We start from the raw sequence: 14,544 nt of genomic DNA on the forward strand, positions 1-14,544 counted from the left end.
TTCTCCTTTATTCTTTTTTATTATTCAGGTAAAAAACACACAAATGCGGTTGCCGTCTATGTTGCACACGTTGAATTCCATATCGTAAACTTCACGGAGCACGTTATTCGTAATCATCTCTTCCGGATGCCCCTCGTACACACACTTTCCGTCTTTCAGCGCTACGATGTGATTGGAATAACAGGAGGCGAAGTTGATATCGTGAATAACGATTACAACCGTCTTCCCGAGATCATCCACCATGCGCCGGAGTGCTTTCATAATCTGTTTAGAATGTTTCATATCCAGGTTATTGAGCGGTTCATCAAGAAGGATGTAATCGGTATCCTGGGCGATGACCATCGCTATGTAAGCCCGCTGTTTCTGTCCTCCGCTCAGTTCATCGAGAAAGCGGTCTTCGAAATCTTCGAGCTGCATGTATTCAATCGCTTCATTAATCAGTTTCTCATCTTCTTTTTTCAGCTTTCCCTGCGAGTAGGGGAAACGTCCGAAGCTTACCAGTTCCCGGACAGTGATCCGCACTTTGATATTATTCGACTGTTTCAGAACGGAGAGCCGCTTGGCCAATTCTTTGTTGTCGTAGGAAGTGATTTCCTCGCCGTCGAGGAGTACAGAACCTTCGTCTTTCGGAATGAGCCGGCTCACCATCGACAGAAGCGTACTTTTTCCAGCTCCGTTCGCCCCGATAAAAGAGGTGATCGTACCTTTCTTTATATGGACGGATACGTCATCGACCACTTTCACTTCTTTATAAGCCTTGGATACATTCGTTACGTCTACCATACGTCATTCTCCTTTACTAACAGATAGATGAAATAAATACCGCCGACGAAGTTCACAATGACACTGATGGTCGTGGAAAAAGTGAAGACGTGTTCCACGAACCACTGCCCGAGCAGCAGACTGAAGATACTTACGAATATCGCTCCCGGGATAAGATACTTATGACGATACGTCCGGAACACTTCGTGGGAGACATTGGCCACAATCAGCCCGAGAAAAGTAATCGGACCAACAAGTGCCGTTGCGACGGAAACGTATACGGCTATTACACCGAGCAGGCGTTTCACCACCGCGTCATAATTGACGCCGAGATTCACCGCCTCTTCCTCACCGAGAGAGATTACATCCAGATACTTCGTATACCTGAACAGATACAGCGTAGCTGCGAGAAGCAGAATTCCTCCCACAAGCAATAGCTCTGTATTGGCATTGTTGAAACTTGCGAACATCTTATCCTGCACGACGAGGAATTCGTTCGGATCGATCAGTACCTGGAGGAACTCCGAAATACTGCTGAAAAATGTTCCGAGAATAATGCCGACGAGCAACAGGAAGTAAATATTCTTCCCTTCTCTTTTGAATATGAACAGAAACAGAAGAAGGGCAAACACGACCATAAGTCCGACAGACAGAAGGAAATGAAAGTGATTGTTCATCATCACAAGCGTTCCGCCTCCGAGCAGGAAGACGATTGCCGTCTGCAGTAGAACGTAAAGAGAATCGAATCCAATCAGGCTCGGTGTGAGAATCCGGTTATTCGTAATGGTCTGAAAGATGACCGTGGATGCTGCAATGGCCGCTCCGGTCATCGTAATCGCGGCCACTTTCTCAAGGCGCCTCGGGAGGACGTAATCCCACTGCCCTCCGACATCCCAGAAAACAAACAGCAGAATGCTTGCAACCGACAGAGACAGTAATATGATCAGTTTTTTGTTATAGCCCATACGACCGTCTCCTTAACAGTAAATAAAGGAAAATACCACTGCCGAGAACTCCGACAGTCAGACCGATGGATATTTCATAAGGGTAGATGATAACCCGCCCGAGGATGTCACATACGAGTACGAACAGTGCCCCGAGCACCGCCGTCTGCCATATACTGCTCCTTAAGTGATCCCCCTGGTAAATCGTCACGATATTCGGAACAATCAGCCCGAGGAACGGCAGCATCCCGGCTGTAAGTACGACGGAGGCTGTAATCAGTGCTACAAGCCCGAGCCCCAGATAAAGAACTTTCTGATAGCTGAGCCCTAAGTTGGAAGCAAAGTCTTCCCCCATCCCGGCGATAGTGAAGTGATGTGCAAATATGTAAGCGAGAATCACTACCGGAAGGCTTAAGTAAAGAAGTTCGTAACGGCCCTCGATCAGCATGGAGAAATCCCCGTGAAGCCACGTCCCTATGCTTTGGACGAGATCAAAACGATAGGCGAGAAACGTCGTAACGGAACCGATGATATTCCCGAACATCAGTCCGACCAGAGGGATGAAGACCGCGTCTCTGTATCTAATCTTATCGAGGATTTTCATGAAAACGAACGTACCGGCCAAAGCGAAAAGAAAAGCCAGCAGCATTTTCTCCATCATCGATGCCGAAGGGAACAACAGCATACCGACGAGAATCCCCAGTCTTGCCGAATCCATCGTACCGGCTGTCGTCGGGGAGACGAATTTATTCTGGCTGAGCTGCTGCATAATCAGTCCGGCGATACTCATACTCATCCCGGCGATAAGAAGGCTGACAAGCCTCGGAATTCGGCTGACGAACAGGACTTCCTGCTGTTCGTCGCTTAAGGAAAAAAAATCCGTGATCGATAAATCAGACACCCCGGTAAAAAGGGAAAGAATCGAGAAAAATATTAAAAGAAAACCCGTAATCCACCATTTCATATCCAATTCTTCCTAACCAACCTGCTTCTATTTACAAAAAAACCCTTGTCTAGACAAATATAAGTACAAAAAAAGAAGCAGTTGTAAAAATGATAATCATTCTCAATGACAAGTAAATGATATCAATTCTCAATGAGAGTGTCAACTGCTTCCGAGATTATTTCGAATTTTTTCAAGAAAAAGCTGTCCGCTGCGCTTTTCTTCCTCTGTCATTCCCGCACAGGCTTCGTCGATTGTATCCAGAGCCGTCCGATTCAGCTTCTCTTCTTCCTGTCTCGCCCATTCCGTCGGGTAAATGTAATTCCTCCGCTTATCTTCCGGGTTTACGTAACGGTAAATGTACCCGGCCTTCTCCATCCTTCCAAGCAGTCTCGATGTCCCGGCTTCGTCTCTTTCAATGGAGACGGCAAGCATCCGCTGCGTCTGTCCTTCTTTCCCGTACAGACGGCTCATTATCTGCCACTGTTCATACGTCAACGTGTGCCCGATTTTTTTGAAATTCTCATTCAGTCTTGCGTTCATTACCCGGGAGGCCTGAAAAAGCTGATACCCCGGCGATTCGTCCATTACATATTTCCGATTCATGATCCGCACTCCCTCCGTTAAGTAATAGTCGTCCGTTGTGATAGAATGATAATAAAGACAGTATTTCTCTTACAGCAAAGGATGATAGGAACATGAAAATGAGAAAACGCAACAATGTTCAGATATACGGAAACGGCACGACCCCGATCATTTTTGCCCACGGTTTCGGGTGTGACCAGCATATATGGGAATACGTCATCCCCGGTTTCTTCGACATGTATCAGGTTATTCTTTTTGATTACGCGGGTTCCGGCAACTCCAGTGCGGGCTCCTACTCCGAAGAGCGCTACAGTTCCGTCGACGGCTATGCAGAAGACGTCATCGGCATTATGGAAGAGATGGCTCTCACGGATGCAATCTTCGTCGGACACTCTTTCAGCGGCATGGTCGGCCTGAAGATCGCGCTTGAACGCCCCGAACTTCTGCGCTCGAACATCATGCTCGGTGCTTCTCCCCGTTTTCTTAATGAAGACGGCTATAAGGGGGGTCTTGAAGAAGAAGATCTGGAGAAGCTTCTCCAAATGATGGACAGCGATTACCGGAAATGGTCGAAATACATGGCCGAGCTTTTTCTTGAGGAGATAGACGCACCGAAAATGAAAGAAGAACTGGAGGAGATGCTGGCCGATCAGTCTCCGGAGGTCACCCGTTCTTTTGCCGAAGTGGCGTTTACGCTGGATATGCGGGAGAAACTGAAAGAAAACACCGTACCTTCCCTGCTCCTTCAGTCAAAAAAGGACTCCCTCGTCCCGCCTGCGGCCGGTGAATATTTACGGGAACACCTTCCTTACAGTGAATCCGTCATGCTGGATGCAAAGGGGCATGCTCCTCACCTCAGTCATCCGCAGGAAGTGACCTCTTTGATCTTGGACTACATCGAACAGAAGCTGTGGAAAAGCAGCTGATTAATAATTTACGGAGAAGGCAGGCCCAGTACTGTGAGAAGGGTCTGTCTTTTGTTTATACATACGTATTCGGGGAAAACCGGAAAATTCCTGTCAAAAAAATCGTTACTGTATACAGTAACGATTACTTCCGGACTTCTCCGAATATATATGCGCGTTTATTTTAAAATATGGCGGAGGAGGAGGGATTCGAACCCCCGCGGGCCGTAAAGCCCCTGGCGGTTTTCAAGACCGCTCCCTTCAGCCGGACTTGGGTACTCCTCCGTGTGACCGACAATTAGTAATATACCACGCCTCCCGGCAGGCGTCAATAAAATTTCGGCAATTCGCCGCCGAAAATAAAAAACCGCCTTCTCCCCCTGAACACGAGCCCGTGCTTCAGAAAGGAAAAAGGCGGCCGTATGCACACAACCCGTTACTTGATGACTTCTTTGCCGCCCATATAAGGACGAAGAACTTCAGGAATGACGACCGTGCCATCCTCCTGCTGATAATTTTCGAGGATAGCTGCTACCGTACGGCCGATAGCGAGCCCCGAACCGTTCAATGTATGCACGAATTCAGGTTTGCCGTTCTTCTCCCGGCGGAAACGTATGCCGGCGCGGCGGGCCTGGAACGCTTCAAAGTTGGAACAGGAACTGATTTCCCGGTACGTTTCATAGCTCGGAATCCAGACTTCGATGTCGTATTTCTTAGCAGCCGTGAACCCGAGATCTCCCGTACACATGCTCATTACCCGGTACGGCAGTTCAAGCATCTGCAGAATCTTTTCCGCATGTCCCGTCAGTTCCTCCAGCCGCTCATAGGATTCCTCCGGTTTCGACAGCTGTACGAGTTCCACTTTGTTGAACTGATGCTGGCGGACAAGTCCCCGCGTGTCCCTTCCGGCAGAACCGGCTTCGGAACGGAAGTTCGTACTGAAGGCGACCAGTTTTTTCGGAAGCTCGTCAATCGGCAGAATCTCGTCACGATGATAGTTCGTAACCGGAACTTCGGCGGTAGGGATCAGGAAGTAGTCCCAGCCCTCAAGTTTAAACGCGTCTTCTTCGAATTTCGGAAGCTGGCCTGTACCCGTCATCGAATCACGGTTTACGATTTGAGGAGGAAGCATTTCCTCATATCCGTGCGTATCCGCGTGATGATCCATCATGAAGTTCAGCAGGGCCCGCTCCAGTCTTGCTCCTGCCCCTTTATAGAAAACGAAGCGGCTCCCCGTCACTTTGGCGGCGCGTTCGAAATCCAGAATACCGAGGTTTCCTGCCAGGTCCCAGTGTGCTTTCGGTTCGAAACCGAAAGATGTAATGTCCCCCCAGGAACGGGTCAGAACGTTATCGTCCTCATCACTTCCGACCGGCGTACTTTCGTGCGGAATGTTCGGAATGGACAGAAGGATCGTCTGCAGCCTCTCTTCCGTTTCCTTAAGCTCCCCGTCGAGCGTTTTGATGCGTTCCCCGACTTCCTGCATTTCTTTTATTTTTTCGTCGGCATCCTGTTTTTCTTTTTTCAGCTGGGAAATTTCTTTGGATACCTCGTTCCGCTTCGCTTTCAACTCTTCACTTTCCCTGATCAGTTCTCTTCGTCTCGTATCCAGTTCCTCAAAGGAATCGAGTTCCGAGAGGTCTTCCCCCCGCTCCCGCAGTTTCTCTTTCACTTCCCCGAAATTCTGTCTTACATATTTTAAATCGAGCATATGTCATCCTCCTCTGTTTAATGTATAACATCAGTCATTAAAAAAAGACTCCCATCCCTTTATAAAAAAGGGACGAGAGTCTGAATTCCCGCGATACCACCCCGATTGAAGAGCAGCTGCTCTTCCGGCTCGACCTCCGTAACGGGGAGGGTCCGTCCTGGCTCATCACCAGACGCTCCGGGATGGATTCTCATCAGTTTTCTGTCAGTTTTCACCGGTCCCTGACTCTCTTTGAAGAAAAGCTGATGATACTTGTTCCGTTCAACGCGTTTTTTCTATTTACTTACTATACAGATTAGCTCATTCCCGCTCAGGATGCAAGCGTGCGCTTAGAATTTTCCACCATACTCACGAAATGGGCAGTAAGACGGTGGTCTTTCGTAAGTTCCGGATGGAAAGAACAGGCGAGAAGGTGGTCTTCCTGCGCTACGACGATGTGACCGTCGTAAGTGGCCAGAACTTCGGTATTCTCCCCGACCCGTTCAATGTAGGGTGCCCGTATGAAAACGGCATTATATCCGTCCGCCACGCCTTTGATGTCAAGATCGGTTTCAAAACTGTCCCGCTGCCTTCCGAAAGCGTTCCGACGGACACTCATATCCATAAGTCCGAGATGAGCGTCATAAGAGCCGTCGATTTCCCCGGCAAGTAAAATCAGACCGGCACAGGTGCCGAAAACGGGCTTTCCTGCATTTGCAAAAGCGCGGATCGGCTCAAGAAACCCGTATTGATCGATGAGGCGGCGCATCGTCGTACTCTCACCGCCCGGGATGATAAGGCCATCGATCGTCTCAAGCTGTTCTTTACGTTTTATGATTACCGCTGTCGCTCCGGAAGCCTCCACGGAGCGGATGTGCTCCCGGAAGGCTCCCTGCAGAGCAAGTACACCGATAGTAGTCATGAGGCATTTCTCCTTTACTTATTCACTGCGCTCCTGCATGCGGTCGGTCGTTTCGTTCATCTCTTCGCCTTTCATCGCGGTACCGAGACCTTTGGAAATCTCAGCAATCAGCTTGTAGTCGTCGTAGTGAGTCGTCGCTTCCACGATGGCCCGTGCAAACTCTTTAGGACGGTCGGATTTGAAAATACCGGATCCGACGAATACGCCGTCCGCGCCAAGCTGCATCATAAGCGCTGCGTCTGCAGGAGTGGCGATACCGCCCGCTGCGAAGTTTACGACCGGAAGGCGGCCTTCTTCCCGGATCTCAAGCAGAAGATCGTAAGGTGCACCGTTCTCTTTTGCATAAACCATCACTTCGTCTTCGTCCATCGACTGAAGACGGCGGATCTGTCCCTGGACTTCACGCATATGACGGACCGCTTCCACAATATTACCGGTACCCGGCTCCCCTTTCGTACGAAGCATGGAAGCACCTTCCGCAATACGGCGGGTCGCTTCTCCGATATTACGGCAGCCGCATACGAATGGAACCGTATAGCCGTCTTTTTTAATGTGGAATACTTCATCCGCAGGAGTAAGTACTTCACTTTCATCGATATAATCGACGCCCATCGATTCGAGGACACGCGCCTCGGCGATGTGACCGATTCTCGCTTTTGCCATTACAGGAATCGAAACAGCGTTCATCACTTCCTCAACGATCGTAGGGTCCGCCATTCTCGCAACCCCTCCGGCCGCTCTGATGTCGGACGGTACGCGTTCAAGTGCCATAACCGCAACAGCTCCGGCCTCTTCGGCTATTTTCGCCTGTTCCGCATTTACGACGTCCATGATGACGCCGCCTTTCTGCATTTCTGCCATACCTCTTTTTACAACATTCGTTCCTGTTCGAGCCATGTTGATTCCTCCCTGTTCTGTATCTATATCCATCGATTACTACAATTTTCTTTACTATTTTAACGCATTTTTCCCGTCAATCCTACCATTATCAACCATCGTTATCGGAAAATTAATCAAAACCAGCTTTTGACCGTATCGACGGCTCCTGTGAACATGTCACTGAAGAAGTTCCCGACATTTCCGAGAGTGAGCATGAACCAGTTCGACTTCTCCACTCCGGTCGTAGTCACAAGCGGCACGGAGGGGGCGCCTCCTTCGACAAGGTTGGCTTTCTTTCCTTCCCCTTCATACACCAGTTTCGCTTCCCCGACTTTCTGACCGGACTCGACGGGTGCCGTAAGTTCCTCTTCCTTCAGGGAGTATTCAAGAGAATAGGAGTCCTCCTCTCCCTGTTTGACCATCGCAGAAAGAGCTTTGCCCGTTTCGACGGAAACATTGTCCTCTTTTCCTTTTGATACCGGAACAGAACTTTCACCTTTCTTCTGGTGTCCGGCTGCAAACAGTTCCTTCGTCTCAAACTGATCGAAACCGTAATCGAATAACTTGGCCGTTTCCCGGAAACGGGCTTCCCGGCTGTCCGTTTTCATAACGACGGAAATAAGCCGCTGGTCTCCCTGTTTAGCTGTACCGGTAAAGGTGTTGCCGGCTTTCTCCGTATATCCCGTTTTCAGACCGTCGACCCCTTCATAGCCGAAATTGGAAAGGTACCCCGGCATGTCGGGGATCATCCAGTTCCAGTTCTGAATCGTCTGACCGTCGAACTCGGCTGTACGTGTGCCGGAGATGTCCAGTGCCTGCGGATAATCGTTCACCAGATGATACGCAAGGGTAGCGGTCGCTTTCGCCGACATGAGATTATTATCATCGGCACCCGTCCCCTCCGGCACGTGATCACCCAGGTCACTGTTGGCAAGGCCGGTGCTGTTGACGAATTTATAGTCTTCCATCCCCAGTTGCTCCGCCTTTTCGTTCATCATCTTGACGAATTCCCCTTCGGAACCTGCAATCAGTTCTGCGAGAGCAATGGAGGCTGCGTTATCGGAGTTGATCGCCATCGCTTCATAAAGCGAACGGACAGTGTAGTCCTTATTCTGGGTCATCCCCACTCCGGAAAAGGAGGGATCTGCCGAAATACTGTAAGGATAGTCGGAGATCTGGGTGGTGGTGTCCCAGCTGATACTTCCGTCCTCAATCGCCTCCATCACAAGATACTCCGTCATCATTTTCGTCATACTTGCCGGCGGCAGAGCCTGCTCCGCTTCTTTCTGAAAAAGTATATCTCCCGTATCAGCATCCACAAGAATCGCTGATTCCGCTTCTGTCTCCACTTCCCGTGCCAGAATGTCCGCGGGAGCTAGAAGAGTTGATGTTATAACGAGTAACGTTAATATAAGTGCTGTTTTCCATCTTTGCATTACTATTTTCGACCTCCGCTGTATATAAATTTACGCTTTACAATTTTACCACACCCCCCTGTAAAAAAATAGACGCGGGTGTACCTTCTGACTGTAAAAATATGAAAAATTAATAAATTTACGCAAAAATAAGGAGAGGCTCTCCGAAAAATCGAAGAGCCTCTCCCGTGATGGTCTGGACCGGCCTCCGCCGGCGGTTATACCGAGTAGTTCGGTGCTTCTTTCGTAATCTGAACGTCGTGAGGATGGCTTTCGCGCAGGCCTGCCCCCGTAATTCTCGTAAAGTACGCATCGTTTCGCAGTTCCTGGATCGTCTTCGTGCCGCAGTATCCCATACCGGAACGAAGACCGCCGAGAAGCTGATGGACGGTGTCGGCAAGCGGGCCTTTAAAAGGAATACGTCCTTCGATGCCTTCGGGTACGAGCTTCTTCGCTTCGCTTCCGCTCTGGAAATAGCGGTCTTTCGATCCTGCTTCCATTGCTCCGACCGATCCCATGCCGCGATATACTTTAAACTGACGGCCCTGGAAAATTTCCGTATCTCCCGGGCTCTCTTTCACCCCGGCCAGCAGACTGCCGAGCATAACGGCGGAGCCGCCGGCAGCGAGAGCTTTCACGATTTCCCCGGAGTATTTGATTCCTCCGTCAGCGATGATGGACACCCCGTGTTTTTCCGCTTCTTCGGCACAGTCGTAGATAGCGGTTATTTGAGGTACACCCACGCCGGAGACGACCCGTGTCGTACAGATAGAGCCGGGACCGATCCCCACTTTCACGACATCCACGCCCGCTTCGATCAGATCGCGGGTCGCTTCTTTTGTAGCCACGTTTCCGGCGATGATATCAACCGATGGATAAGCTGCACGGATTCTCTTCACCTGCTCCATCACGCCTTCCGAGTGTCCGTGAGCGGTGTCGACGACGAGAGCGTCCACGCCTGCTTCCACCAGTTTTCCGATGCGCGTCATCGCATCAGCCGTTACGCCTACGGCAGCTGCTGCAAGAAGGCGGCCCTGTCCGTCTTTTGCGGCATTCGGGAATTCAATCACTTTTTCTATATCTTTAATAGTGATCAGACCTTTAAGCGTGTTGTTCTCGTCGACAAGAGGGAGCTTCTCTATCTTATGTTTCTGCAGTGTATGCCCCGCTTCTTCGATTGTAGTTCCTACCGGAGCCGTAATCAGATCTTCGCTGGTCATCACTTCGGAAATCCGTAGGGAGTAGTCTTCCACAAAACGCATATCCCGGTTCGTAATGATGCCGACCAGTTTTCTTGAAGTGTCGTTGTCCACGATAGGGACGCCCGATATTCTATATTTGCCCATCAGATGTTCGGCATCGTACACCTGATTTTCCGGAGTAAGGAAGAAAGGGTTGGTGATGACCCCGCGCTCCGAGCGTTTGACCATATCCACCTGTTCCGCCTGTTCTTCAATGGACATATTTTTGTGAACGACTCCGAGGCCCCCCTGGCGGGCCATCGCGATAGCCATCGAAGCTTCGGTCACCGTGTCCATGCCGGCACTTACTACAGGAATGTTCAGCTTCAGCCTGGAAGTCAGATCAACGCTTAAGGATACGTCCCTCGGCAATACTTCCGACTTTCTCGGCATCAGCAATACATCATCGAATGTGAGTGATTCTTTTTGAAATTTATCTGTGCGCACGTCTCTCTCTCCTTTTCCCTCCCGAAGGAAGCTATCTTATATATTGTTATTTACAATAAGACATCCGCCGTCGTTTTTCAACCTGAAAAGTTATAAAGACGTCAATAAACTTCCTCCACGTGCAGTCCTTCGTCTTTTAAAGACAGCAAAACCTGGCTGCGCTGCAGCTGCACCATGGGATGAGCCGGAGTTGAAGGATCGACGAACACTATGGTGGCCAGTTCTTCGTTGGAAAGTTTCACCGTCGTTCCTACGGATATACTGGCCAGATCTTCGACGAGCATTTTGATCACTCTCATATCGTATTTGCCGAACTGCTCTTTCTGGATTTCTTCGATCACTTTGAAAGGAGACTGTTTTTTACGGTAGGGACGCTCCGATGTCATCGCATGGTACACGTCACTTACGGCGATGATCTGACTGTAGAAGTGGATTTTTTTCTGTGAAACCGCGAGAGGGTACCCCGACCCGTCCAGCCGCTCGTGATGCTGAAGTACGGCGTATTTCACTTTCTTGCTCAAAACGGTCAGATCCTCGACCATCCGGTAGGAATGCACCGGGTGCTGGCGGACTTCAGCCATTTCCCCGGCGCTCAGAGAGCCCTTTTTCTTCAGTATTTCCGGGGAAATAAGCGCCATACCGCCATCACTCAACAGACCGCCGAGAGCAACCTGGATCCATTCCCCCTTCTCAAGACCGAGTCTCTGCCCGAGGTAACCTGCAATCAGGCCCATCGCTACACTGTGGTGGTGGATATAGTCGTTTTCACTGGAATAGTGGTGAAGTCTCAGGATTTCCTGACGGGCTTCGGATGCTTTGAACAGCAAAGGGAGGAACCACTCCCTTATTTCCGGAAGATCGATGCCCGAGCGGTTCCCCCATTTCGTGAACATACGTCTGTGATGATGGACCGCGCTCAAGTATTCTTCCCTGAACTCCTCGTTCACCGTCGCCTCCATATCTTCCGGTTCATAATGTTCGGATGCTTCCTCAAACGTCTCCCCGCTCGAAAGCCTGGAGGAAATCTCCACTTCCCGGATACGGAAAGCACGAAGAACGTTGATATGTATCGGATGAAGCACCGTATTCTCCGGTATGAGCGGACGCGAAGTTTTCCCTTCCACTTCTTTGATCAAAATACATCCCGGTATCAGTTCATTTACGCTTACCTGCATCTTTTTCCCGCCTTCCTAAGCATTCGGCCCACTTTAAAGAAAGGTCCTTTACTTATACTATCGACTTCTTCTCCTGCTATTTCAGTCACAAAAGAAAAACCCCCGTCCGTTTATAACGGCGGGGGGATAAAACTATTACTCCAGGCTCTCCGTCGAATCTTCAGAGAGGCCTTCTGTCTCTTCCTCTTTCTCTTCTTTCATCGCTTCAAGACGGGCTACGGTCGACACCTCTTCGCCGTCCTGCAGACGAATGAGACGCACGCCCTGTGTATTACGCCCGGTACGTGACACACTGCCGGCTGCCATACGGATAAGGACGCCGCTGGCTGTCATAATCATAAGGTCCTCTTCTCCCGTGACCGCTTTCGTGGAAACGACTTTTCCGTTCCGTTCGGTGAGGTTACAGGTAAGGATCCCTTTTCCGCCCCGGTTCGTTATCCGGTATTCGGAAGCAGGTGTCCGTTTACCGAACCCTTTATCCGTAACGGTAAGGATTTCACGGTCGTCTTCCACAAGCTCCATCGATACGACCCGGTCGTCATTGCGCAGGGAAATACCTTTGACCCCGGCTGCTGTACGGCCCATAGAACGTATCTGTGTCTCAGGGAACCGGATAAGGTACCCGTTTTGGGTGGCGATCATGATGTCTTTTTCTCCGTCCGTCATGCGTACGGAAATGAGTTCATCATTTTCACGCAGGCTGAGAGCGATCAGGCCGCCTTTTCGTATATTGGCGAATTTCGAAAGGCTGGTCCGTTTCGTAACTCCGTGCCTCGTAGTAAAGACGAAGTACCAGTCCTCCTCGAATTTATCCACGGCAATGACGTCGTTGATCCACTCATCATTTTCGATATTGAGAAGGTTGATGATCGGAAGACCTTTCGCCGTTCTGCTGAATTCGGGAATCTCATACCCTTTAAGCTTGTACACTTTTCCTTTATTGGAGAAAAAGAGCACTGTACTGTGGGTGGAGGTCGAAAGCAGATGTTCCACGAAGTCTTCGTCATTCGTACCCATACCCTGCACGCCACGGCCACCGCGACGCTGAGCCCGGTATGTGTCGGCCGGAAGCCGCTTCACGTACCCTTGATTAGTAAGAGTGACGACAATCGTCTCCTCCGGAATAAGGTCTTCATCTTCAATCATTTCCATACCGCCCATGATAATTTCGGTACGGCGTTCATCACTGAAGCGCTCTTTCAGTTCAAGAAGCTCTTCTCTGATGATTTCGAGTACGCGTTCTTCGTCGGCCAGAATCGCTTTTAATTCCTCGATTTTCTTAACGAGATCATCGTACTCGGAATCGATCTTCTCGCGTTCAAGCCCTGTCAGACGCTGCAGACGCATATCAAGAATAGCCTGGGCCTGCTTCTCGGAAAGCTCGAAGCGGGTCATCAGTTCTTCGCGGGCAACCTCTGTCGTCTGTGACTGTCTTATAAGCGTAATGACTTCATCCAGGTGATCGAGCGCCACTTTAAGACCTTCGAGAATGTGGGCTCTCGCTTCAGCTTTCTTCAGTTCATAAGCCGTCCGTCTGCGAATGACCACTTTCTGGTGTTCCAGATAGTGTTCCAGTGACTGTTTCAGGTTCAGAACCTGGGGTCTTCCGTCGACAAGCGCCAGCATATTGATGCCGAAGGACGTCTGGAGAGCTGTCATTTTGTAAAGGTTATTCAGCAGGACGTTGGCATTCACGTCTTTTCTGAGTTCGATGACGATCCGCATGCCGTCCCGGTCCGATTCGTCACGCAAGTCCGTAATACCGTCTATCTTCTTATCACGGGCAAGTTCGGCAATCTTTTCAACAAGCCGGGCTTTGTTCACCTGATAAGGAAGTTCGGTAACGATAATGTGATGCTTGCCGTTGGGTTTTTCTTCAATATCGACCTTCGACCGTATTAAAATCGAACCTTTTCCTGTTTCGTAGGCTTTACGTATTCCGCTCAGTCCGAGAATTTGACCCGATGTCGGAAAGTCCGGACCGAAAATATAGTTTTCCATCAGTTCCTGAACAGTTATGTCACGGTCCCGGCTCAGAGCCAGCACACCGTCGATAACTTCTCCGAGATGGTGAGGAGGAACGTTTGTGGCCATACCTACGGCAATACCTGCTCCCCCGTTCACGAGAAAGTTCGGAAAACGGGCGGGCAGAACGGCCGGTTCTTTTTCCGTGCCGTCGTAGTTTTCCTGATAATCAATCGTATCTTTCTGTATATCGCGCAGCATTTCCATCGAAATCTTGGACATACGTGCCTCGGTGTAACGCATGGCGGCTGCAGAATCCCCGTCGACGGATCCGAAGTTTCCGTGTCCGTCCACGAGCTCGTAACGGAAGCTGAAATCCTGAGCCATACGTACCATCGCTTCATATACGGCAGAATCCCCGTGCGGGTGATACTTACCGATGACGTCCCCGACGATACGGGCGGATTTCTTGTACGCTTTGTCTGCAGTAATGCCGAGATCGTTCATGGCATAAAGAATACGTCTGTGTACCGGTTTCATACCGTCCCGTACGTCCGGGAGGGCACGCGCCACGATGACACTCATTGCATAATCCAAAAATGAGGTCCGCATCTCGTTACTTATATTTATTTCATGCACGCGCGAACTGTCTGGCTGATCCACCATTTTGT

The 14,544-nt window shown here is 50.0% G+C and carries 12 protein-coding genes, 1 tRNA gene and 1 other annotated feature; of the genes, 1 reads left to right on the forward strand and 12 read right to left on the reverse strand.

Features of this window, described 5'->3' with window-relative positions; translation table 11 throughout:
• Positions 1-24: 24 nt before the first annotated feature.
• The 4 genes from BLU03_RS13115 to BLU03_RS13130 all read right to left on the reverse strand — a co-directional run bounded on the left by BLU03_RS13115 (position 25) and on the right by BLU03_RS13130 (position 3,255).
• A complete protein-coding gene (locus BLU03_RS13115; protein ID WP_093108245.1) occupies positions 25-783 on the reverse strand; it encodes an iron ABC transporter ATP-binding protein in 759 nt (252 codons plus the stop codon).
• The gene (locus tag BLU03_RS13120; protein WP_076572373.1) at positions 777-1,727 is read right to left on the reverse strand and encodes an iron chelate uptake ABC transporter family permease subunit; all 951 of its coding nucleotides are present in this window, start codon (positions 1,725-1,727) and stop codon (positions 777-779) included. The genes BLU03_RS13115 and BLU03_RS13120 overlap by 7 nt, the downstream gene beginning before the upstream one ends.
• The gene (locus BLU03_RS13125; RefSeq protein ID WP_008590253.1) at positions 1,717-2,670 is read right to left on the reverse strand and encodes an ABC transporter permease; all 954 of its coding nucleotides are present in this window, start codon (positions 2,668-2,670) and stop codon (positions 1,717-1,719) included. The genes BLU03_RS13120 and BLU03_RS13125 overlap by 11 nt, the downstream gene beginning before the upstream one ends.
• Positions 2,671-2,811: 141 nt before the next feature.
• Positions 2,812-3,255, reverse strand: coding sequence for a MarR family winged helix-turn-helix transcriptional regulator (locus tag BLU03_RS13130; protein WP_008590256.1), 444 nt, complete (start codon positions 3,253-3,255; stop codon positions 2,812-2,814).
• Positions 3,256-3,347: 92 nt separating this feature from the next.
• On the opposite strand from BLU03_RS13130, the gene BLU03_RS13135 reads away from it, so the two are divergent.
• Positions 3,348-4,160 carry an alpha/beta fold hydrolase gene (locus BLU03_RS13135; RefSeq protein ID WP_008590258.1) on the forward strand — a complete coding sequence of 271 codons (813 nt, stop codon included), beginning with the start codon at positions 3,348-3,350 and terminating at the stop codon, positions 4,158-4,160.
• A gap of 171 nt (positions 4,161-4,331) precedes the next feature.
• Here the strand turns inward: BLU03_RS13135 and BLU03_RS13140 are convergent.
• The 8 genes from BLU03_RS13140 to gyrA all read right to left on the reverse strand — a co-directional run bounded on the left by BLU03_RS13140 (position 4,332) and on the right by gyrA (position 14,539).
• A tRNA-Ser gene (locus BLU03_RS13140) sits at positions 4,332-4,424 on the reverse strand.
• A 151-nt stretch (positions 4,425-4,575) separates the two neighbouring features.
• Complete coding sequence (gene serS / locus BLU03_RS13145; protein WP_008590263.1) at positions 4,576-5,850, reverse strand: serine--tRNA ligase; 1,275 nt, start codon at positions 5,848-5,850, stop codon at positions 4,576-4,578.
• Between the two features lie 65 nt (positions 5,851-5,915).
• Positions 5,916-6,124, reverse strand: a binding site (T-box leader).
• A gap of 36 nt (positions 6,125-6,160) precedes the next feature.
• The gene (gene pdxT / locus BLU03_RS13150) at positions 6,161-6,751 is read right to left on the reverse strand and encodes a pyridoxal 5'-phosphate synthase glutaminase subunit PdxT (RefSeq protein ID WP_076572376.1); all 591 of its coding nucleotides are present in this window, start codon (positions 6,749-6,751) and stop codon (positions 6,161-6,163) included.
• A gap of 18 nt (positions 6,752-6,769) precedes the next feature.
• The gene (pdxS, locus tag BLU03_RS13155; protein WP_076572378.1) at positions 6,770-7,648 is read right to left on the reverse strand and encodes a pyridoxal 5'-phosphate synthase lyase subunit PdxS; all 879 of its coding nucleotides are present in this window, start codon (positions 7,646-7,648) and stop codon (positions 6,770-6,772) included.
• 116 nt (positions 7,649-7,764) lie between these two features.
• Positions 7,765-9,066 (reverse strand): serine hydrolase, encoded by a 1,302-nt coding sequence (locus tag BLU03_RS13160; RefSeq protein WP_093108247.1) that lies wholly within the window; start codon positions 9,064-9,066, stop codon positions 7,765-7,767.
• Between the two features lie 197 nt (positions 9,067-9,263).
• On the reverse strand, positions 9,264-10,733 hold the full coding sequence (gene guaB, locus BLU03_RS13165) for an IMP dehydrogenase (protein ID WP_076572382.1): 1,470 nt from the start codon (positions 10,731-10,733) through the stop codon (positions 9,264-9,266).
• A gap of 101 nt (positions 10,734-10,834) precedes the next feature.
• Positions 10,835-11,908 carry an HD-GYP domain-containing protein gene (locus tag BLU03_RS13170; protein ID WP_093108249.1) on the reverse strand — a complete coding sequence of 358 codons (1,074 nt, stop codon included), beginning with the start codon at positions 11,906-11,908 and terminating at the stop codon, positions 10,835-10,837.
• A 135-nt stretch (positions 11,909-12,043) separates the two neighbouring features.
• The gene (gyrA, locus tag BLU03_RS13175; protein WP_093108251.1) at positions 12,044-14,539 is read right to left on the reverse strand and encodes a DNA gyrase subunit A; all 2,496 of its coding nucleotides are present in this window, start codon (positions 14,537-14,539) and stop codon (positions 12,044-12,046) included.
• Positions 14,540-14,544 lie beyond the last annotated feature (5 nt).

Source organism: Salimicrobium album (assembly GCF_900107115.1).
GTDB lineage: Bacteria > Bacillota > Bacilli > Bacillales > Halobacillaceae > Salimicrobium > Salimicrobium album.